At 74.0% G+C, this 20974-nt stretch carries 17 protein-coding genes; 8 read left to right on the forward strand and 9 right to left on the reverse strand.

Annotated elements, in window-relative coordinates; translation table 11 throughout:
- Positions 1–6 precede the first annotated feature (6 nt).
- The 3 genes from OG553_RS28255 (at position 7) to OG553_RS28265 (ending at position 2439) form a co-directional block, all read left to right on the forward strand.
- Positions 7–348, forward strand: coding sequence for a nuclear transport factor 2 family protein (locus OG553_RS28255; RefSeq protein ID WP_266578305.1), 342 nt, complete (start codon positions 7–9; stop codon positions 346–348).
- 82 nt (positions 349–430) lie between these two features.
- Positions 431–1075, forward strand: coding sequence for a TMEM175 family protein (locus tag OG553_RS28260; RefSeq protein WP_405981658.1), 645 nt, complete (start codon positions 431–433; stop codon positions 1073–1075).
- 122 nt (positions 1076–1197) lie between these two features.
- Entirely contained in the window at positions 1198–2439 is a 1242-nt protein-coding gene (locus OG553_RS28265) for an IS701 family transposase (protein WP_405981659.1), read from the forward strand.
- 86 nt (positions 2440–2525) lie between these two features.
- Here OG553_RS28265 and OG553_RS28270 read toward each other — a convergent pair whose 3' ends face one another.
- The gene (locus OG553_RS28270; protein WP_405981660.1) at positions 2526–2891 is read right to left on the reverse strand and encodes a hypothetical protein; all 366 of its coding nucleotides are present in this window, start codon (positions 2889–2891) and stop codon (positions 2526–2528) included.
- Between the two features lie 239 nt (positions 2892–3130).
- On the opposite strand from OG553_RS28270, the gene OG553_RS28275 reads away from it, so the two are divergent.
- Positions 3131–4573, forward strand: a complete 1443-nt coding sequence (locus OG553_RS28275) for a GuaB1 family IMP dehydrogenase-related protein (protein ID WP_405981661.1) — start codon at positions 3131–3133, stop codon at positions 4571–4573.
- Positions 4574–4976: 403 nt separating this feature from the next.
- Here OG553_RS28275 and OG553_RS28280 read toward each other — a convergent pair whose 3' ends face one another.
- The 6 genes from OG553_RS28280 to OG553_RS28305 form a co-directional block, all read right to left on the reverse strand.
- Positions 4977–6185 carry a sensor histidine kinase gene (locus tag OG553_RS28280; RefSeq protein WP_405981662.1) on the reverse strand — a complete coding sequence of 403 codons (1209 nt, stop codon included), beginning with the start codon at positions 6183–6185 and terminating at the stop codon, positions 4977–4979.
- Positions 6182–7921, reverse strand: coding sequence for a cation acetate symporter (locus OG553_RS28285; RefSeq protein WP_405981663.1), 1740 nt, complete (start codon positions 7919–7921; stop codon positions 6182–6184). Before OG553_RS28285 ends, OG553_RS28280 begins: the two co-directional genes overlap by 4 nt.
- Positions 7922–8005: 84 nt before the next feature.
- Positions 8006–8281, reverse strand: coding sequence for a hypothetical protein (locus OG553_RS28290; protein WP_405981664.1), 276 nt, complete (start codon positions 8279–8281; stop codon positions 8006–8008).
- Positions 8282–8456: 175 nt separating this feature from the next.
- Positions 8457–9266 (reverse strand): LytR/AlgR family response regulator transcription factor, encoded by an 810-nt coding sequence (locus tag OG553_RS28295; RefSeq protein ID WP_405981665.1) that lies wholly within the window; start codon positions 9264–9266, stop codon positions 8457–8459.
- Between the two features lie 94 nt (positions 9267–9360).
- Positions 9361–10308: an SCO0930 family lipoprotein gene (locus tag OG553_RS28300; protein WP_405981666.1), complete on the reverse strand. Its 948-nt coding sequence runs from the start codon at positions 10306–10308 to the stop codon at positions 9361–9363.
- Between the two features lie 141 nt (positions 10309–10449).
- Positions 10450–11466: a GDSL-type esterase/lipase family protein gene (locus OG553_RS28305; RefSeq protein WP_405981667.1), complete on the reverse strand. Its 1017-nt coding sequence runs from the start codon at positions 11464–11466 to the stop codon at positions 10450–10452.
- 507 nt (positions 11467–11973) lie between these two features.
- Here OG553_RS28305 and OG553_RS28310 point away from each other — a divergent pair.
- The 3 genes from OG553_RS28310 (at position 11974) to OG553_RS28320 (ending at position 18612) form a co-directional block, all read left to right on the forward strand.
- On the forward strand, positions 11974–13446 hold the full coding sequence (locus OG553_RS28310; RefSeq protein WP_405981668.1) for an amino acid permease: 1473 nt from the start codon (positions 11974–11976) through the stop codon (positions 13444–13446).
- Between the two features lie 10 nt (positions 13447–13456).
- Positions 13457–13912 (forward strand): Lrp/AsnC family transcriptional regulator, encoded by a 456-nt coding sequence (locus OG553_RS28315; protein ID WP_007262967.1) that lies wholly within the window; start codon positions 13457–13459, stop codon positions 13910–13912.
- A gap of 101 nt (positions 13913–14013) precedes the next feature.
- Entirely contained in the window at positions 14014–18612 is a 4599-nt protein-coding gene (locus OG553_RS28320; RefSeq protein WP_405981669.1) for a hypothetical protein, read from the forward strand.
- A gap of 9 nt (positions 18613–18621) precedes the next feature.
- Here OG553_RS28320 and OG553_RS28325 read toward each other — a convergent pair whose 3' ends face one another.
- Together OG553_RS28325 and OG553_RS28330 are read right to left on the reverse strand one after the other, a co-directional pair.
- A complete protein-coding gene (locus tag OG553_RS28325) occupies positions 18622–18936 on the reverse strand; it encodes a WhiB family transcriptional regulator (protein WP_405981670.1) in 315 nt (104 codons plus the stop codon).
- A 226-nt stretch (positions 18937–19162) separates the two neighbouring features.
- Positions 19163–19858: a GNAT family N-acetyltransferase gene (locus OG553_RS28330; RefSeq protein WP_405981671.1), complete on the reverse strand. Its 696-nt coding sequence runs from the start codon at positions 19856–19858 to the stop codon at positions 19163–19165.
- Positions 19859–20137: 279 nt separating this feature from the next.
- Between OG553_RS28330 and OG553_RS28335 the strand changes: the two genes are divergently transcribed.
- Positions 20138–20938: a carbon-nitrogen hydrolase family protein gene (locus OG553_RS28335; RefSeq protein WP_405981672.1), complete on the forward strand. Its 801-nt coding sequence runs from the start codon at positions 20138–20140 to the stop codon at positions 20936–20938.
- Positions 20939–20974 lie beyond the last annotated feature (36 nt).

Here is a 20974-nt window from a genome sequence, read left to right on the forward strand (position 1 = left end):
TCGAACATGGCCAAGTACGACATCGCCAAGCTGCACCCGGTCTTCGTCCGCCAGATGGAGGCGCTGGCCGCCCTGGACATCGAGGCGGTGATGAAGAACTACACCGACGACGCCGTGCTGCTGCGCTTCGAGGGCGCGTCGGTGGGCATCGAGGCCGTTCGCGAGACGTTCACCGGCTATCTCACCGTGAAGCCCACGCTGGTCGAACTGCAGGAGTACATCGAGACCGAGGACACCATCTTCTACCGCGCGATCATGAACCTGAACGGCGAGCCGGAGCACGCGTTCGGGACGCTCGTCGTCCGCGATGGCCGGATCTGGCGCCAGACGGCCGGCTTCGGCGGCTGACGGCCCTTTCCTGGGTAGCGTGAGCGGGGAGGGCGGCCACGCCCTCCCCGTACGCGTGAATGATTTTCGCAAAGGGGAGGCCATGGAGCAGGAAACCAACCGGGTGGAGGCGTTCAGCGACGGCGTATTCGCCATCGTGATCACCATTCTGGTGCTGGAGTTAAAGGTTCCGGAAGAGCAGGGGTCGGAGCTGTGGCACGGACTCTGGGGGCAATGGCCGCACTACGCGGCCTATATCGTGAGTTTCCTCATCATCGGCGTGATGTGGGTCAACCACCACACGATCTTCAGTCACCTCAAGCGGGTGGACCGGCCGCTGTTGTTCCTGAATCTCCTGGTACTGATGGTGGTATCGGTGATTCCCTACACCACCAACGTGCTCGCCGAGCACCTCACCGACGGGGAATCGGCCAATGTGGCCGCAATCCTCTACAGCGCGTGGACCGTCGTGTACGCTCTCGCCTTCCTGGCCTTCTGGTGGTACGTCACCAAGGTCGGCCACCTGTTCCACGAAACGGTAGACAAGGAAGGGGCCCGGGCCACCCGCGTCCGATTCGGGCTCGGCGCGGTCGCCTACCCCTTGACCGTTTTTCTGTCCTTCTTCTCGGCACCTCTCACTCTCGTCGCACACTTCCTGATCGCGCTCTACTACGCGGCGAACCAAATCCCGATCCCGCTCGTGGTAGAGGAAGAGCGGCTCGAATCTGCCAGCGACCTCAGGAAGTAGCCGCCCGGCCCTACGGCCGTTCTCCGCGGTCCAGTAGGGTCAAGGATCTAGTCTTGGTCGCGGGGGAGGCCCAGATGGTTCGCGCAGTGCTGCCGGAGGATTCCACCAGGGAAATCTCCGAATTGATCGACGAATTGATCTCGCTTTTCTTCGAGTCCTTACCCCGGCGGGACCAGCGAAACTGGGCCCGCGTTTATCTGGACGGGCTCGTCCGCACCGCCGGGAAGAAAACAATCCGAAACATCGCCGGAACAGGGGCGAGTTCCGTCGAGCAGAGCCTCCAGCAGTTCATCAGCAAATCGCCCTGGGACTGGACCCCCGTACGCCGGTCCCTCGCCCAGCACCTCGAACGCACCGCCCAGCGCCCGCTGGCCTGGGTGGTGCAGCCCATGGTCATCGAGAAGGCCGGCGACCGCTCCGTCGGCGTCGGCAGGCAGTTCGTACCCCAGCTCGGCCGCACCGCCAACTGCCAGCAGGCGTCCGGGATCTGGCTCGCCTCCAGCGAGGCCAGCTTTCCCGTCGAATGGACCCTCACCCTCCCCGCCCCGTGGACCGGCGAACTGCTGCGCCGCCGGCGGGCCGGGATCCCCGACACCGCACGGTCCCTCACCCCCGCACAGGACGCCGTGCACGCCGTACAGCGCATGGCCGCGACCTGGCAGCTACAGCGCCGCCCGGTCGTCATGGAGGTCTCCAACACCGACCTCCCGCAGACCATCGAGGCCTTCGCCCTCCAGGACATCCCCTTCGTCCTCAAGGTCGACGGCTCCCTGCCCGTCTCCTTCGGCGGCACCGGACGCCACAAGCCCGGCCCGTACACCGCACCCGCCCGCGAACTGATCGACTCGCTGCGCTCGCAGCGGCGCGTCGTCGAATGGACCCGGCACGGCCGCACCGAGGGAGCGGTGACCCTGCTGACCTCGGCCGCCATACTCGCCACCCCCGGCGAGGAACGCCCCGCGCCCGCGCCGCCCACCCCGCTGCTCCTGATGGGCGCCTGGACCGAGACCTCCCTGCTGCCCTCCGAGTTCTGGATCACCAACATCGGCGACCGGCCGCTCGCCCAGCTCTTCCTGCTGGCCAAACTCACCGACCGGGTCGCGCTGGACTTCACCGAGACCTGCGAACCCGTCGGCATCCGCGACTTCGAGGGCCGCTCCTTCCGCGGCTGGCACCACCACGCCACCCTCGCGAGCGTGGCCCACGCGGCCAGGCTCCTCGGCACCGGCGGGCGGACCCCCGACCCGGTGCCCCGCAGCGCCCCCGCCCGCTACCAGGGCCCCGGAGGCGGCCGGCCGCCGGCCGTACTGCCGCCGAGGCCGCTGATCCCGGGTCAGTCGGCGCGCCGCGCCTACACCCGCTGATGCCCGGCACCACCGCCGGGGGTGACCGTACGCGGTGCGCCGTGCGCGAACCGTACCGGGCACCTCCGGCGGGGTGCCGTCCGCCGCTACCCGCCCCCGCCCTTCACGTGGTCGATGACCTCGCGGAACTCCCTGGTCGGGGAGAAGTCGACGTACTCGGTGTCGGCGAGGGCCACCGGGACGTGCCCCGGACCCCAGTAGAAGGCGTCACCGGCCTCGTACTCCTCGTCACCGTCGGCCGTGCGCATCCTCAGGCGGCCCTTGAGCAGGTACCCCCAGTGCGGGCACTGGCACATGTCTCCGGGCAGGCCCCTGACCGCGTCGGTCATGTCCGTCCCCTCGGGAAGGCGGAAGAACCCCACGCTGAGGTCGCCCCCGATCTCCTTGACCCTGACCTCCAGGCCGCCGCCCTCGATCTCGACGGGCGCCTCTTCCCGCGTCGTCCTCGCCATGGTTCCTCCCGTCCGAACAGGTGGATTCGTCCACCTCCCACTGTCCGCGCGACGCGGCGATCCCGCGCTGCGGGACCAAGGTCCCGTAGGAAAGGACCATGCGGCCCGGAATGTCCTGGACGATCAGCCGGGGCGGCGTGAACGCCAGGTCGTGGGAGAATGAAGTACGTGCGTTTCCTCGGCTGGCTGCCCCGTCGAGGCCGTAGAAAGATCCTTCGATCGACTGGGATGTTCAGCACGTGCGTTTCCTCAATGACCTGAAGCCGCCGTACGACCTGACGTACGACGATGTGTTCATGGTGCCGAGCCGCTCCGCGGTCGGCTCCCGCCAGGGTGTGGACCTCTCTTCGCCCGACGGCACCGGCACCACCATTCCGCTCGTCGTGGCGAACATGACCGCCATCGCGGGCCGCCGGATGGCCGAGACCGTCGCCCGCCGCGGTGGAATCGTCGTCATCCCCCAGGACATCCCGATCGAGGTCGTCACCGACGTCATCTCCTGGGTCAAGACCCGCCACCTCGTGCTCGACACCCCGATCACCCTGGCGCCCACCCAGACCGTCGCCGACGCGCTGTCGCTGCTGCCCAAGCGCGCCCACGGCGCCGGCGTGGTCGTCGACGCGGACAACCGCCCGGTCGGCGTGGTCACCGACCACGACCTCACCGGCGTGGACCGCTTCACCCAGCTCTCCGAGGTCATGTCGAAGGAGCTCCTGCTCATCGACGCCGACATCGACCCCCGCGACGCCTTCAACCAGCTCGACGCGGGCCACCGCAAGCTGGCCCCGGCCGTCGACAAGGACGGCAAGCTGGTCGGCATCCTGACCCGCAAGGGCGCCCTGCGCGCCACCCTCTACACCCCCGCCACCGACGCCAACGGCAAGCTCCGCATCGCGGCCGCCGTCGGCATCAACGGCGACTTCGTCGGCAAGGCCAAGCAGCTCCTCGACGCCGGCGTGGACACGATCGTCATCGACACGGCCCACGGCCACCAGGAGTCGATGATCAACGCGATCAAGGCCGTCCGCGCGCTGGACCCCGAGGTCCCGATCGTCGCCGGCAACATCGTCGCCGCCGAGGGCGTCAAGGACCTCATCGACGCCGGCGCCGACATCATCAAGGTCGGTGTGGGCCCCGGCGCCATGTGCACCACCCGCATGATGACCGGCGTGGGCCGCCCGCAGTTCTCCGCGGTCCTGGAGTGCGCGGCCGAGGCCAGGAAGTACGGCAAGCACGTCTGGGCCGACGGCGGCGTCCGCCACCCGCGCGACGTGGCCATGGCCCTCGCGGCCGGCGCCTCCAACGTCATGATCGGCTCCTGGTTCGCCGGCACGTACGAGTCCCCGGGCGACCTCCAGCAGGCGGCCGACGGCCGCCTGTACAAGGAGTCCTTCGGCATGGCCTCGGCGCGCGCCGTGCGCAACCGCACCTCGGAGGAGTCCGCCTACGACCGCGCCCGCAAGGCGCTGTTCGAGGAGGGCATCTCCACCTCCCGCATGTTCCTCGACCCGGCCCGCCCGGGCGTCGAGGACCTGATCGACTCGATCATCGCGGGCGTCCGCTCCTCCTGCACCTACGCCGGTGCCGGCTCGCTGGCCGAGTTCGAGGAGAAGGCCGTCGTCGGCATCCAGTCCGCCGCGGGCTACGCCGAGGGCAAGCCGCTGCACGCCAGCTGGAGCTAGTCGCCCCCGTCCCGTGGCCCCGCCCCCGCCCTTCCCGGCGGGGCCGGGGCCACGGGCGCACCCAGGGTCCCGCTGCGCGGGGCTTGCTCCCCGCCCCACCCTTCGCCCGTTCCCCGGGGCTGCGCCCCGGACCCCCTGGGGGCTCCGCCCCCAGACCCTCCCCCAGCTACCGCTGGGTGGGACCCCCAGCGCCTCAAACGCCGGCGGGGCTGGATCTTCCAGCCCGCGCTGGGGGCACCTTCCAGCGGTAGCTGGGGGAGTTTGAGCGCAACGGGGTCAGGGGCGGAGCCCCTGGGAACGGTGGAAGGGCGGGTAGGGGACTGCCCCGCGCAGCGGCCGACCACCCGCACACGACTGCCCCGCGCAGCGGCCGACCACCCGCACACGACCCATCAGCCCCCGCTCAGAAGGGCAGCACGCCCGCCCGGTACTTCGGGATGCGGACCGTGACCTTCGTGCCCGCTCCGAGACCCGTCTCCACGACGATCCCGTACGCGTCCCCGTACACCTGCCGCATCCGCTCGTCGACGTTCGGCAGCCCGATCCCCGACGCGGACCCCGCCCGCTCCCCGGCCAGGATCCGCCGCAGCCGCTCCGGGTCCATCCCCACGCCGTTGTCCTCGATGGTCAGCACCGCCTCCGAGCCGGCGTCCCGCGCCGCGATCGTGATCCGGCACTCCTCCGTGGAGTCCTCCACCCCGTGCTTGACCGCGTTCTCCACCAGCGGCTGCAGACACAGGAACGGCAGCGCCACCGGCAGCACCTCCGGCGCCACCTGCAACGTCACCTTCAGCCGGTCCCCGAACCGGGCCCCGGCCAGCGCCAGGTACTGCTCGATCGACCGCAGCTCCTCGGCCAGCGTGGTGAACTCCCCGTGCCGGCGGAAGGAGTAGCGCGTGAAGTCCGCGAACTCCAGCAGCAGCTCCCGCGCCCGCTCCGGATCCGTCCGCACGAACGAGGCGATCGCCGCGAGGGAGTTGAAGATGAAGTGCGGGGAGATCTGGGCCCGCAGCGCCTTGATCTCCGCCTCCATCAGCCGCGTCCGCGCCCGGTCCAGCTCCGACAGCTCCAGCTGTACGGACACCCACCGGGCCACCTCCGTCGCGGCCCGCACCAGCACCGCCGACTCCCGCGACCCGTACGCGACCAGCGCCCCCAGCACCCCGTCCTCACCGGTCAGCGGCGCGAACACCGCCCACTTCAGCGGGCACTCCGGCCGCTGGCACTCCGTCCGCAGGCTCTGGCTGCGCCCCGACTCCAGCATCACCGCCACCCGGGCCATCGCCCGCCGCCCGTGGTGGTCGGCGCCCGGGCCGTCCCAGGCCAGCACCGCCTCCCGGTCCGTCAGGCACAGCGCCTCCGTGCCCAGCAGCGACCTCAGCCGCCGCGCCGCCTTGCGGGCGGCGTCCTCCGTCAGCCCCGCCCGCAGCGGGGGAGCGGCCAGCGAAGCCGTGTGCAGCGTGTGGAAGGTGGCCCGCTCGACCGGCGTGCCCAGGTCCAGCCCCGCCGCCCGCTCCCCGCGCCGGGCCTGCCACCGGCCACCGGCCCAGCCCAGCCCCAGCAGCAGCACCGCCCCGGCCGCCGCCAGCACCCCGAGCGCCGCCCCGCTCACCAGGAGCCCCCCGCGGCACGTTCCCCGGCCACGCCCTCGGGCAGGTGCAGCCGCGCCAGCGCCGCCGCCGTCCCCGCCGGGATCCGGGACCGGGTGGCCAGCGACACCAGCACCATCGTCAGGAACCCCAGCGGCACCGACCACACCGCCGGCCAGGCCAGCAGCGCGTGCGCCCACCCCCGCGGCGCCACCCCGCCCCGCGTCGCCAGGACCGCGCCCAGCGCCGCCCCGCCACCCGTGAGCAGCCCGGCCACCGCACCCGGCGGGGTCAGCCCCCGCCACCAGATCCCGAGCACCAGCAGCGGGCAGAACGAGGACGCCGACACCGCGAAGGCCAGCCCGACCGCGTCCGCGACCGGCACCCGGGTGCCCACCGCCCCACCCGCGAGCGGCACCGCCATCGCCACCACCACCGCCACGCGGAAACTCCCCACCCCGCGCCGCGGCAGCACGTCCTGGTGCAGCACCCCCGCCACCGCCATCGTCAGCCCCGAAGCCGTCGACAGGAACGCCGCGAACGCGCCCCCCGCCAGCAGCGCCCCCAGCAGCTCCCCGAGCAGCCCGCCCAGCATCCGCTCCGGCAGCACCAGCACCGCCGCGTCCGCGTCCCCGGTCAGCGCCAGCTCGGGCGCGTAGATCCGGCCCAGCGCCCCGTACACCTGCGGCAGCAGGTAGAACACCCCGAGCAGCCCCAGCACCACCAGGGTGGTCCGCCGGGCCGCCCGGCCGTCGGGGCTGGTGTAGAAGCGCACCGCGACGTGCGGCAGGCCCATCGTGCCGAGGAACGTGGCCAGGATCAGCCCGTACGTCGCGTACAGCCGGTGCTCGCGGTCGCCCGCCGACAGCGGCTTCGCCCAGCCGGGCGAGTCCGGTGCCGCGCCCGCCCGGGCCGCGGTCTCCGGGACGGCGGTCCCCGCGGCGAACTCCAGCCGGGTGTGCGCCCGTACGGTGTGCCGGCCTGCCGCCAGGGTCAGCGGGGCGTCCGCGTGGTCGAGCCCGTCCACCCGCCCGGTCACCGTCACGGTGAGCGGCTCGTCCAGCGACAGCCGGACGTCCTGCCCGAGGGTGACGGCGGTGTGCTCGCGGAAGACCGCCTGCGCGTCGAAGGAGGCGCGCGGGGCCCCGTCCCCGGCCCACGCGGCCAGCAGGAACAAGGCGGGCACCAGCAGGGCGCAGAGCTTGAGCCAGTACTGGAAGGCCTGCACGAAGGTGATGCTGCGCATCCCGCCCGCCGCGACGGCCGCCGTGACCACGAAGGCGACGACCACCCCGCCCGCCCAGTGCGGGGCCCCCGTCAGCACGGTCAGGGTCAGCCCCGCCCCCTGGAGCTGCGGCAGCAGGTACAGCCAGCCCACCCCGAGCACGAACACCACCGCGATCCGCCGCACGGCCTGTGACTGCAGCCGGGCCTCCGCGAAGTCCGGCAGGGTGTAGGCGCCCGAGCGCCGCAGCGGCGCCGCGACCAGCACCAGCAGCACCAGGTATCCGGCGGTGTAGCCGACGGGGTACCAGAGCATCTCCGGCCCCTGGAGCAGCACCAGCCCGGCGATGCCGAGGAAGGAGGCGGCGGAGAGGTACTCCCCGCTGATGGCCGCCGCGTTCAGCCGGGGGCCGACGGTCCGCGAGGCCACGTAGAAGTCGGAGGTGGTCCGGGATATCCGCAGCCCCAGCGCGCCGACCAGCACCGTCACCAGGACGACGACGGCGACCGCGGTCAGCGCGTACGTCTGGTTCACCGGAGGGTCCTTCGACGGGGGAGGGGATCCTGGGAGTCTACGCAGCGCCCCCGACGGGACGACAGGCCCGTTCCGGCCCCTGGATCACACCGCCGGATCGCGGTGTTCCGCGCAGTCGCGCAGGGCGATCTCCAGCTCCACGTACGACTCCTCCGCGCGCCGGAAGGCGAGCGTCAGGGCCGCCTCCGCACGCGGCGGCAGCACGCGGCGGGTGCCCTCCTGGGCCTCGTACAGCACGTCGGCCCAGCGGGCGGCCGCGCTGCGCAGCCGGGCCAGCAGCTCCTCGGCCTCGGCGGGCCCGGCCGGCCGGGTGCGGGGCAGTCCGCTCAGCGCGTCCAACAGCGCCTGGATCTCGGACATGTCGCTCCTCCCGGGCCGGATGCTCCACGATATGCGTGCCCGTCCCCCGCGACGGGCCGCCGGGGAGGCCCCTGCGGCCGACGGGCCCGGCGGATCGCCGTACGCCCGTCCCGGCGCGACGAACGGCGCGTCGGTACGCCGGGCGGTCGTCGCGGGTGCGTCCGCGGGCGCCGGCTCAGCCGGTCGCCTGCCGCATCAGCAGGTCGCGGAGCTGGCGGGCGTGGCGGCGGCTGACCTGGAGTTCGGCCGGGCCGACGCGGACGCTGGTGGTGCCCGCGTCCAGCCGGAGTTCGTCGATCCGGCCCAGCGCCACCAGGTGCCGGCGGTGGATCCGGACGAAGCCGCGGGCCGCCCAGCGCTCCTCCAGCGTGGACAGCGGGATGCGTACGAGGTGGCTGCCCTCGTCGGTGTGCAGCCGGGCGTAGTCCCCCTGGGCCTCGACGTACGCGATGTCCGCGATCGCCACGAACCGGGTGACCCCGCCCAGTTCGACGGCGATCTGCTCCGGAGCCCGGTCGGCGGGGGCCGATCCGGGTGCGGCCGGGCGCGGCGCCGGGACGGCCGCAGGTTCCCGCTCCGCCTCCCGGGCGGGCCCGCCGAGCAGCTCGCGGACCCGCCGGACGGCCTCGGCCAGCCGCTCGGGCCGCACGGGCTTGAGCACGTAGTCCACCGCCTTGAGGTCGAAGGCCTGTACGGCGAAGCCCTCGTGCGCGGTGACGAACACGATCAGCGGCGGCCGGGCGAACCCGGCCAGCAGCCGGGCGATGTCCAGCCCGGTCAGCCCGGCCATCTGGATGTCGAGGAAGACCACGTCGATGGCGTCGGGCCCGTCCGGGCCGCTCTCCACGGCCCGGGTGATCCGGCGCAGTGCCTCCGTGGCGTCCGAGGCGCCCTCGGCGCTGCGCACCCGGGGGTCGGAGCGCAGCAGGTAGAGGAGTTCCTCCAGGAGCGGCTTCTCGTCGTCGACGGCCAGTACGCGCAGCATGGGGCCGAGTCTAGGCCGAGCGGCGGGAGGGCAGACGGTGCGCGGCCCCCGCCCGGGGGGAGGGAGGCGGGGGCCGCGCGACTGGGGGTGGGGGCTACTGGGCGGTGATCAGGGCGCCGTCGGGGGCGACGGCGTACCAGGTGCCGCCGACGCCCTGGCCGTTGGTGTCGCCGGGCTTCTTGTCGCCGGTGAAGGTGTAGACGGGCCAGCAGTTCACCGTCTGCTGCTTCTTGCCGTCGGGGCGGTCCAGGACCAGGTAGTTCTTCTCGGTGATCCCCTTGGTGTTCGCCCGGTCCACCGGCGCCACCACCGGCCACTTGGCCAGGCAGTCGCCGGTGCACTTGGAGACCATGGGCCAGGCGGTGTCCGGCTTGAAGCGGTAGACGGTCATGCCGTTGCCGTCGACGATGTGGTCGCCCAGCTTGGGGTCCTTGGCCACGGTCAGCGCGCCCGCGGCCTGGCCGGCCCCGGCACCCGCGTCGGCCCCGCCGGGGGCGGGGGAGGCGGTGGCCTTCGCGGCCTTCTTGCCGTCGGGGGCGAAGGCGAACCAGGTGCCGCCGACGCCCTGCCCGTTCAGATCGCCGGCCTTGGTGTCCTTGGCGAAGCGGTACACGGGCCAGCCGGCCACCGTCAGCTGCTTGCCGCCGTCCTTGCGGACCACCTCGCCCAGCAGGGCGGGGTCCATGCCGGCGGCCGCCGTGACCTCGCCCGCCGCGACGGCCGGCCAGGCCTTGGCGCAGTCCCCCTCGCAGTTCGAGACGGGCGGCTTCGCGGTGTCCTTGTCGAACCGGTACAGGGTGAAGCCGGCGCTGTCGGTGAGGACCTGCCCGAGCTGGTCGGTGGCTGCCACGGCCAGCTGCCCGGCGGGCTTGGCGGCACCGGCCTGCTGCGCGTCGGCGTAGGGGTCGGCGGCGGGAGCCTGGGCGGCCGCGGCTCCGGCCGGGCCGGTCGCGCCGCCCTTGACGTTCGTCCCGCAGCCGGTCGCCGCCAGGGTGACGACGACCGCGACCGCTGCCAGGGTGGTTCCGCGCTTGATGCCCATGGTGTTCTCCCACGTGTGTGTCCGCCGGGTCCGGGGCCGGTCCGCCGCGTGCTGCGGGCGGTCCCGGGACCCCGGCTGCTTGTGGGGGACACGGCGCCGCGGGGGCGTCCTGTTCAGCGGGAGCGGTATGGCGTGACTCACTCACCCGCCGTCGAACCCGGCCCGCCTCAGGGCCGTGACCACAGCGAGGCCGAGGACCTGGTGTCCGGCGTCGTTGGGGTGCAGCCCGTCCGCGAGGTGTTCGGGCCCGAGCACGTCCCGGCCCGGCAGCAGGGCCAGCCGGCCGTCCCCGGCGGCGATCCGGTCCCGGACGGCCCGCTCCATCGCGTCCCGGAGGGCGCCCAGGGTGGCGCCCAGGCGGTTGGGGGTGCGTTCGGCGTCGGGGCGCAGCACGGGGGACAGGAGCAGCAGCGGGGTGCGCGGGTGGCCCTGGCGGACCAGGTCGAGGAAGACGCGCGTGGTCTCGTACAGCAGCGCGGCCGTGAAGGGGACGCGGGACCAGCAGTTGGTGCCGAACGCGAGGGTGAGGACGTCGGCGGGGAGCGCGGCGAGCTGTTCGGCGGTGGCGAGCTCGCCGCGCGCGGCGCCCGCGTAGCCGAGGTTGACGGTGTCGAAGCCCAGCGCCCGGCCGGCGACGGCGGGCCAGCCGTGCGCGGGGCGGGTGGACCACCAGCCCTCGGTGATGGAGTCCCCGTGCACCACCCAGCGGGGGGCCGCGGGGGCGGGGGCGAGCTCGCCGCCGATGCCGCGCAGCCCCAGGATCAGCGGGGACTGTGCCTCGGGTGGGTGCAGGGTGAACGGGCCGTGCTGCCGGGGGAGTTCGAGGCGTACGACGGACTCCGCGGCAGGCTCGGTGAAGACCTCGCGGAGCAGCCCGTGCCGGCTCCACAGGGCGAAGCCGTGCGAGAGGTCGCGCAGCGCGTCGGTGGGGCCGGGCACCGTGGCCCGGTAGCGGATCTCCACCGCGTGCGCCGTGCGCGTGGTGAATTCGAGCCGTACGCCTATGGGGAGGGTGGCCCGCTCGCCGGTGTCCCAGGGCAGCCGCATGGTGTCGTCCGGGTCGGCGCGCACCGGGCGGCCCTTGTCCAGCCAGGCGACCCCGCGCAGGAAGGGGCCGGGGTCCTGCCACCGCTCCTCGGGGCCCAGTGGTGGTCTCACTCCGCGTCTCCGATCGTCGGGTACGGAACCTCGCGCCGGCCCCGCGGTCCTCGGCCCGCGGGGTCCGCGGCCCCCCCCGGGGCCACTGCGTTCACCCGTACCCCGCGCGGGCCCGGCTCGACCGCCGCCGCCGACCCGGAGTACTCGCCGCGCCACGTTCCGGTAACGGTCCCCGGGCTCTGCTCCATGGCGGCACGCTGCGACAGATCTGACGAGGTGTCAATGAAACCGCCCGGCGGGGCCCTGTGCAGCGATCGATCATCCGCGCGCAACAAACGACCATGGCGGACGGATCCGCGCAACGATCGTCCGCCAATGTGCAAGGATGGTGCATTACGGGCGGTATCACTCTGCTCGTAGGCTCACCCCCTGTACGTGGAGTGGCGCGGACCGCCTGCTCGGCGGTCCCCTCATGCCCAGACGGGCTCACCCCTGTCTGATAACTGCTCCGGACCGCTGCGGTCGACGCCCGAACCGTCCCCATCCGCAGTGTCAAAGGAGTCCCCCGTGCTCGATCAGGGCCAGGCACCCACGCTCTCCCCGGAGACGCGCAAGCCCGTGAACCCGCTCATGCGGCGCAAGCCGGTCGAGCGGCTCGTCTCCGAGGGCGGGCAGGGCGAGGGCGGCACGCTGCGCCGCTCGCTCACCATGTGGCAGCTGACCATGATCAGCATCGGCGCCACCCTGGGCACCGGCATCTTCGTCGTCCTCGGCACCGCCGCCCCCAAGGCCGGCCCCGCCGTGACGATCTCCTTCGTCATCGCGGGCCTGACCGCCCTGTTCTCGGCCCTCTCCTACGCCGAGCTGGCCGGCTCCGTCCCGGTCTCCGGCTCCTCGTACTCGTACGCCTACGCCACCATGGGCGAGCTCATAGCCTGGATCTGCGGCTGGTGCCTGGTCCTGGAGTACGCCGTCTCCGTCGCGGCCGTCGCCGTCGGATGGGGCCAGTACCTCAACGAGTTCCTCGACGGGACCATCGGCGTCACCATCCCCGAATCGGTCTCCGCGCCGCTGGGCGAGGGCGGCTTCATCAACCTGCCGGCCCTGGTCGTCGTCCTGCTCTCGATGGTCTTCCTGATGCGCGGCGCCAAGGAGAGCGCCACGGTCAACTCGATCATGGTCGCGGTGAAGATCGTCACCCTGCTGCTCTTCATCGGCATCGGCATCATGGGCATCAAGGCCGGCAACTACACCCCGCTCGCCCCGCTCGGCGTCACGGGCATCAGCGCCGCCGCCTCCACCCTCTTCTTCTCCTACATCGGCTTCGACGCCGCCTCCACCGCCGGTGAGGAAGCCAAGAACCCGAAGAAGGACCTGCCGCGGGCGATCATGCTCTCGCTGGCGATCGTCACCGTCCTCTACGTCCTCGTCGCCTTCGTCGCCGTCGGCGCCATGCCGTGGCAGGACTTCGAGGGCACCGAGGCCGCGCTCGCCCAGATCATGACCGACGTCACCGGCACCAGCGTCTGGGGCGTCGTCCTCGCCGGCGGTGCCATCGTCGCGATCTTCTCCGTCGTCTTCGCCGTCCTCTACGGCCAGACCCGCATCCTCTTCGCGATGTCCCGCGACGGCCTCGTCCCCAAGGTCTTCGCCAAGGTCGACGAGAAGACCGGCGCCCCCCGCGCCAACGTGGTGATCGTCTCCCTGTTCTGCGGCGTCCTCGCCGCCTTCATCCCGCTGGGCAAGCTCGCCGACGCCACCAGCATCGGCACCCTCTTCGCCTTCGGCCTCGTCAACGTCGCCGTCGTCATCCTGCGCCGGACCCGCCCCGACATGCCGCGCACCTTCAAGGTGGCGCTCTTCCCCGTCACCCCGATCCTGGGCGTCCTCGCCTGCGGTTACATGATGTTCAGCCTCGATATGGCGACGTGGATGGTCTTCGGTGGCTGGATGATCGTGGGCCTCGTGTTCTACTTCGTGTACGGCGTCCGCCGCTCCCGACTGGCCACCGAAGCAGAAGTGGCCACAGCAGAGAAGTGATCCACCCGCAGTGCGACTGAACGATCTCGACGAACGCATCGTGCACGCCCTCGCCGAGGATGCCCGCCGCTCCTACGCGGACATCGGCTCCGAGGTCGGGCTCTCGGCCCCCGCCGTCAAGCGGCGCGTGGACCGGCTGCGGGCCGAAGGCGCCATCACCGGCTTCACCGTCCGCGTGGACCCGGCCGCGATGGGCTGGGAGACCGAGGGCTTCATCGAGATCTACTGTCGCCACAACACCTCGCCGGACGACATCAGGCGAGGGCTGGAGCGGTACCCCGAGGTGGTGTCCGCGTCGACCGTCACCGGCGACGCGGACGCCCTCGTCCAGGTCTTCGCCTCCGACATGAGGCACTTCGAGCGCGTCCTGGAGCGCATCGCGGGCGAGCCCTTCGTCGAACGGACCAAGTCCGTCCTCGTCCTCAGCCCGCTCCTGCGCCGCTTCACCTCGGGCGCACCCGCGTAAGCCGTCGCCGACGCCCCCGCCGGAACATCCGGCGGGGGCGTCGGCGTACCCGTACGGGACGCCCGGCCGGGCTGTCGGAGGGCCGTGCCACCATCGGGCCCATGAAGATCCAGATCCAGCCGCCGGCCGACCCGCACCTCTCGGCCGCCTACACCGACTGGGCCCGCGCCCACGACCCCGGCTCCGCGCCGGCCGCCGCCCTGCTGCTCGACGAGGCCCTCGGCACCATCCACCGGGCCTACGAGAAGCCCGGCCGCTACGTGGACGGCCTGGAGCGGCGCGTACGGGAACTGGATCCCGCCCACCTGCCCTGGTTCTGGGACACCATCGGCCACAAGCTCATCGCCTGGCACCCGCGCTCCGCCGCCCGCGCCTACGCCCTGGCCCGCAAGGCCGAACGCACCCACCGCCTCCCCGTCGACCCCGACTGGCACCGGGCCAACCTCCTGCTCTTCGCCCGCGCCGGAGCCCTGCCCGCCACCGAGCTCAGCGGCCACCAGGCCTGGCTGGCCGGAGCCCTGGAGCCCGCCGCCGCGCACGAGGAGTACGTACGCGTCCTGCGCACCTGGGCCGCCTCGCCCGGCGAACTCCCCGCCGACCTGGCCCGCCGCATCCGGCTCTCCGCACGCGCCGCCGGCCTCGACACCGCCGAGGAAGCACGCGGCCTCGGCCTCGTCATCGGCGCCGCCCGCGGCAAGGAGCTCCCCGACCGGCTGCTCGACGCCGCCACCCCGCTGCTGACCGCCCACCCCCCGGCGGAGGAGGCCGCCGCCCTGCTCCTCGACCTCTTCCCGGAGAGCCGCGGCGACGCCTCCTCCTGGCTGCGCCTGCTCCTCGGCAGCGGCGCCGCCGAGGCCGCCGCGGCCGGGCGGACCGCCCCCGGGGGCGGCCTCACCGAATGGTTCTCCCGGTACGCCGGCCGCTACGCCCACGGCCGCAGCGGCGGCGGCGTCATGCGCCAGCCCATGCCCGCCGAGCTCTTCGAGCTCCTCACCCTCTTCGCCCCCCGGCTGCGCGCGTCCGACAGCCCGCTGCGGCTGCACGAGGACCGCTACACCTACCGGGGACTGGACGCCGACCTCCTCGACGCCTGCCTCGCCGAGGGCATCGCCGTCCAGGACCCCGGCCCCGCCGTGGAACTGGTGTTCTGGGGCGCCCGCTCCCGCCGCGACCTCAAGGCCCTGGCCGCCGACCCCGTCTTCGGCCCCCGCCTGGAGGGCACCGTCCACGCCGGCCTGCGCGGCTCCGGCACCGCCATCAGCCGCCTCCCGCACAACGCCGGCATCACCGCCGAGGTGCACGGCCGGATCGAGGGCCTGCTCGCGGCCCTGCGCGGCGGCGGCCTCGCGGCGGCCGACGAGGCCGTGGACGAGCTCGCCACCCTCCTCGACCGCCCCACCGCCCGCGCCCTCGACGGCATCGACGGGGCCCTCGCCGAACCGGACCTCACCGGCCCCCTCGGCCGCGCCCTGCGCGCCGGACTGCCCGAGGAGCACGCCTGGCCCGCCCTCGAGGAGGCCGTCGCAGGACTCGGCGGCCCCGACGCCGTCACCGGGGTCACCTGCACCTGGCCCCTGCTGACCGTCTACGGCCCCGACCGGGCCGTCACCGTCGACCACGCGGGCCCCCGCGCCTCCTGCGCCTTCCGGCTCCCCGAAGAAGCGACCGCGCACAGCGTGCACTACGTCGGCGGCGCCTTCCTGGTCGCCTTCGGCACCACCCCCAAGGCCTCCTTCGGGGACCGGGCCTTCTGGGCCGACCGCCCCGAGGACGTCTTCGAGCCCGAGCAGCAGCTCGGCCTGCGCCGCTACGGCAGCAGCGGGGACCTCGGGTACCACTTCCAGACCCCGGACGGCGCGGGCCGCCACGAGGGCGGCTCCGTCCTGCGCCCCGGCGGCCGCGAGGGCATCGGCTCCTACGATTCCCAGATGAGCGACGGCCGGCGCTACTGGAGCTCCGGCGGCGTCGGCCCGCGGACCGGCCGGCTCCTGACCCGCGTCCACCCGGAGACCGGCGAGGTGCTCGACGACACCACGCCCCCGGAGTTCCACACCCCCGCCGGACTCCCGCCCGGCACGCAGCGCTTCTCCTCCTCCTGCCAGACCCTCGCCTCCCTCCCCGAAGGCGCCCCCGCCTCCCCGCTCGGCCAGGACGGCCGGCTCACCGGCTTCCGCGTCCTCAACCACACCCCCTACGCCGGCCCCTCGCCCACCTCGTTCGTCCTGGAGGGCATCGACGGCCGCCGCGCCTCCTACCGCAGCCGCCGCCCGGGCCGCCGGCCCTGGGCCGTCGTACGGATGCCCCAGGGCGGCGAGGACGGGGTGCTCACCGGCCAGGAGGCCATCCGCTGCCACGCCGCCGAGGACAACTCCCTCCTGTGGCAGGTCCACGGCTTCCCCGGCTCCGACGGGCGCCGCACCCCCGGCTTCGGCGAAGGCGCCGGCCCGGTCCCGCCGCCCGCCTTCTGGCACTTCCTCACCCCCCGCTGCACGGCCTCCTCCAAGGCCCTGCGCACCCTCGACGACACCGCCGTACGCGCCCTGCTCGACGCCGCCGTCGCCGGGGACCCCGCCCCCGCCCTGCCCGGCGGCCTCGAACCGCGCATCGCCGCCGGAACCGACCGGGCCGCCCGCCTCGCCGCCGACGTCCTGCGCCGGCTGCGCGAGCTCGCCCGCCGCGTCGCCCTGATGCGGGCCGCGCCGGCCGTCACCCTGCGCACCGAGGTGCCCGACTCCGTCCTGGCCCCCGCCCTCCACCCGCTGCTGCCGCTCCGGCACCGCTACTACGACGACCCCGAGCCCGCCCGGCAGCCCGCTATGCTCACCGCCGTCGCCGCCGACGGGCGCCACCTGCGCGGCGAGATCGACGAGGAGGCCCGCCTGCTGGCCCGGCCCGCCGACCCCGAGCCCTGGGAGCCGCTGGTCGGCCGGATCGGCGCCGTCGCCTGGCGGGCCGCCGCCGCGACCACCCCCGAGGAGCAGCGGACGGCCCTGGCCGCGCTGCTGGACACCTGGAGCGGGCAGCCCTTCGCCGAGGCGGGCGGCACCTGGCGCACCGGCCGGGCGGGCGGGGAGGCGCTGGCCGCCCACCGCGCGGCCGGGCACACCCTGGCCTCCGGGGCCGTCCGCCACGGCCGGGCCTGGTTCCTCCAGCGGGCCGCCGACCCCGCCCCCGAGGGCGCCGAGGACTGCGTGACCACCACCGTCGAGGACGAGGACTCCGTACGCCTGCCCCGGCTGCTGGCACTGCTCGCCGAGCGGGGCCCGCTGCCCGCGGAGCCGGCCGCCCGCGAGGCCTTCACCCGGCTGACCGGGGTCCGCGGGCCCGTGGCGGGCCTGGTCCTGGCAGGGTTCCCGGCGCGCGAGAACCACCGGGAGCACCTCAAGCTGCTGGCCTCGGCGCCGTTCAAGGCCGACAAGTCGCTCGCCGAGGAGTACGGGGAGCTCTCCCGGAAGCTCGGCGAGGAGGGCCGCTGCGCGGTCCTCGCCGCCGGCCTCCCGCAGGATCCGGCCGAGCTGTGGGAGCCGGGCGGGACCGTCCGGGCCGCCGAGCGGATGGCCGCCGTGTGGACCGGCCTGCTGGGCGCCGAGGAGCCCGTGGACGAGGAGCTGGCCGCCGCCCTGGAGGCCGAGCTGGGCCTGCCCCTGCCCTGGGCGCGGGCCCTGTCCGCCGGCCGGACCCCCGACGGTGTGCCCTCCGGCGCGGAGGGCCTCGTACTCGCCGGCAACCGGATGGGCGGGATCCACCTCCACCACGCCGGTCCCGACGGCACCGCCGGGGACTGGATCCACGGGGAACCGGCCCACCACACCGCCGCCTCCGCGATCGCCTGGGCCCTGACGGAACGGCCCGTCGGCGACCCCGGCGCCCGGGGCGCCCTGGCCCTGTACGGGCGGCTGCGGGACCACCTGGACGGCCCGGGCGCGCTCGTCCCGCTCGGCACCTTCTTCGACCAGCTGGCCGGCATCGCGGAGGGCGACCCGGCGTTCACCCCGTACGCGGGGCCCGTCCTGCCCTGCCCCGAGCCGCTGTGGGAGGGGGCCGCAGGCACCTCCACGGCCCTCGACGACGGGGTGTTCGTGGTGGCCGTGCCCAGCGGGGACGTCTTCCTCCGGACGGCGGCCCTCGCCGACCCGCAGCGCAGGGAGCGGGCCGAGCGGATCGCCGCCACGGTCCGGGACGGCTACCTGCTGACCGTCCTGCGCCGCCACCGCGACCTCCAGGACGGCCTCGCCCGGCTGGCCGCCCGCGCCGCGGACACCCCGGTACCCGAGGGCGGATACGAGGCGAACCCGGCGCTGAGCGCCCCCGAGCTGGTCGCTGAGGCCGCGGCGGCCCTGGGGGTCGGCGCGGACGCCGCCGCCCTGTACCTCCAGCTGCTGGCCCTGGTCCGCCCGACGGACCGCGCGGTCCGCCGCTGGAACGGCTGGACGGCGGCCCGGCACAAGGCCGCGCAGGCGGAGCTGGCGGCCTCCGGCGCGGTGGAGAGCGGCAAGCGGGCCCGCGCCGGACGCACCCTGTTCGTCCCGGGCCCGTGGACGGAGCTCAAGGCCCCGCACCTCCCGGTGGAGCACGCCAAGCTGGCCCCGCACCTGGCGGCGGCCTCCGGCACCACGCTGCACCCGCCGCTGCTGCGCATGCTCGCACCGCTGCCCCCGCACGAGCTCTTCGCCCGCGCCTGGGAGCAGCGGCAGCGGTAGACGGGGCGGTCAGCCGGGGGCGGCGCCGGTCGCGGACAGCGGACGGCGGGCGGCGGGGCCGGTGAGCGCGCGGCGCTCCTCCTCCGTCAGCCCGCCCCACACTCCGAAGGGCTCACGGGTGCGCAGCGCGTGCTCCAGACAGGCCGCCCGGACCGGGCAGCGGGCGCAGACCTCCTTCGCCGCCCGGTCCCGGTCGTCGCGTTCCTCCCCGCGCTCGCCGGCGGGGTGGAAGAAACGGTTGGGTCCGAGCGCGCGGCAGGCGGCCCGGGACTGCCACTGCCAGTGGTGGAGGGCGGCGCCGGGCAGGCGTGAGAGGTCGGTCATGACGGCTCCTTCCAGTGGCCTCGCCCCGCGTCTGACCGCTCGACGCCCACTGAAACCCGCCGCAAGAAAACCGGGAGCGCGGCGGCGGTCCGGACGACCGCTGATCTGCTGCGTGTTCATCGCCACGGCCGCTCTTCCGCCGCCCGCGCTCCCGTACCGCCGACGCTACGGGCTACCGCGCCGGCACTCAATGAACCGCGTGTTAAAGCGTGTTACGGAAGATCGTCTACTGCTTCGGGGAGCGCACGCCGATGAACACCGGCTCCCGGCGCAGGGTGAAGCCCATCGACTCGTACAGCCGGATCGCCCCCGTGTTGCCCGCCGCCGCGTGCAGGAACGGCAGGTCGCCGCGGTCCCGGATCACGGCTCCCACCGACCGCACCAGCCGGGCCGCCAGCCCCCGGCCGCGGAAGTCCGGATGTGTGCACACCGCGCTGATCTCGGTCCAGCCCGGCGGCCGCATCCGCTCCCCGGCCATCGCCACGAGCCGGCCCTCGTGCCGGATCCCCAGATAGGTGCCCAGTTCGACCGTGCGCGGCAGGAACGGGCCCGGCTCGGTCAGCTTGACCAGGGCCGTCATCTCCTCCACGTCGGACGGGCCGAGCCGGACCGCCTCCGGCGCGTGCTCGACCCGTACCGCCCGGCCGTCCAGCTGGACCCCGGGCACCACGGCCACCGTCTCCCAGCCCGCCGGCGGCGTCAGCAGACCCGTCAGCCACACCTCCTGCCCCGGGCCGACCAGCGCCGCCAGGTCCGCCCAGGCGGCCGGGTCCTCCGGGTCGCAGAGCGCGGCGAACGGGTTGACGGACAGGAGGTAGCGGGCGGCCCCGCTCCCCGAGGACTCGGCGAAGGCGCGGTGCGCGCCGTTCAGGGAGCCCCACACCGGGTTGTCGAGCGGGGAGGCGGGATTCTCGGCGGACATGTCGGTGCGGGATCCTTCCTGAGGGCCTTGTCGGTCGGGCGCAGGGTAAGCCCCCGGAGCCCGGCTGAGCAGCCGCTTTTCCCCCGGCCGTCAGGTCCCGCCCCGGCCCCCGCACGGGCTCCGGGGCCACCGGAAACGGCCCGCGCAACGAATCGCCGCACTTGCGCCGGAACGCGCAACGAATCGATGCGCCCAGCGCAACGGTCACGGCTTGTCCCGGTCGAACGCGCGAACGTACCGTTTTACGACCCCCACCCCATCTGTCACAGAGGTACGCCCATGCCCCCGCTGCGCACCGCACTCCTCCAGAGCTCCGGACGGCTCGGCGACACCGCCGAGAACCTGAAGCGGCTCGACGAGGCCGCGTCGCGCGCCGCACAGGGCGGGGCCGGGCTCCTCGTGACCTCGGAGATGTTCCTGACCGGCTACGCGCTGGACCTCCAGGAGGTGCCGGGGTACGCCGAACCGGCCGACGGCGAGTCCGCCCACGCCATCGCGGGCATCGCCCGCCGCCACGGGATCGCCGTCCTGTACGGCTACCCGGAGCGGGACGGCGACACCGTCTACAACTCGGCGCAGCTGATCGGCCCCGACGGCGCCCGGCTGGCGAACTACCGCAAGACCCACCTGTTCGGCTGCTTCGAGCAGGACGCCTTCACCCCCGGCGACACCCCCGTCGTCCAGGCGGACCTGAACGGCCTCCGCGTCGGCATCATGATCTGCTACGACGTGGAGTTCCCCGAGAACGTACGGGCCCACGCGCTCGCCGGGACCGACCTCCTCCTGGTCCCGACCGCGCAGATGCACCCCTTCCAGTTCGTCGCCGAACAGCTGGTCCCCGTACGGGCCTTCGAAAACCAGATGTACATCGCGTACGTCAACCGGACCGGCCCCGAGGGCGAGTTCGAGTTCGTCGGCCTCAGCTGCCTCGCCAGCCCCGACGGGGTCACCCGCACCCGGGCCGGCCGCGGCGAGGAAATGGTGTTCGGGGAGGTCGACCCGGAACTCCTGGAGGCCTCCCGCGAGACCAACCCGTACCTGCGCGACCGCCGCCCGGGACTCTACGACTCCCTCGTCTGAGACCCCAGCTCCGCCCCCCAGCCCTCCCGCCCTGCC

Origin of the sequence: Streptomyces sp. NBC_00158 (assembly GCF_045160885.1) — a bacterium.
Lineage (GTDB): Bacteria > Actinomycetota > Actinomycetes > Streptomycetales > Streptomycetaceae > Streptomyces.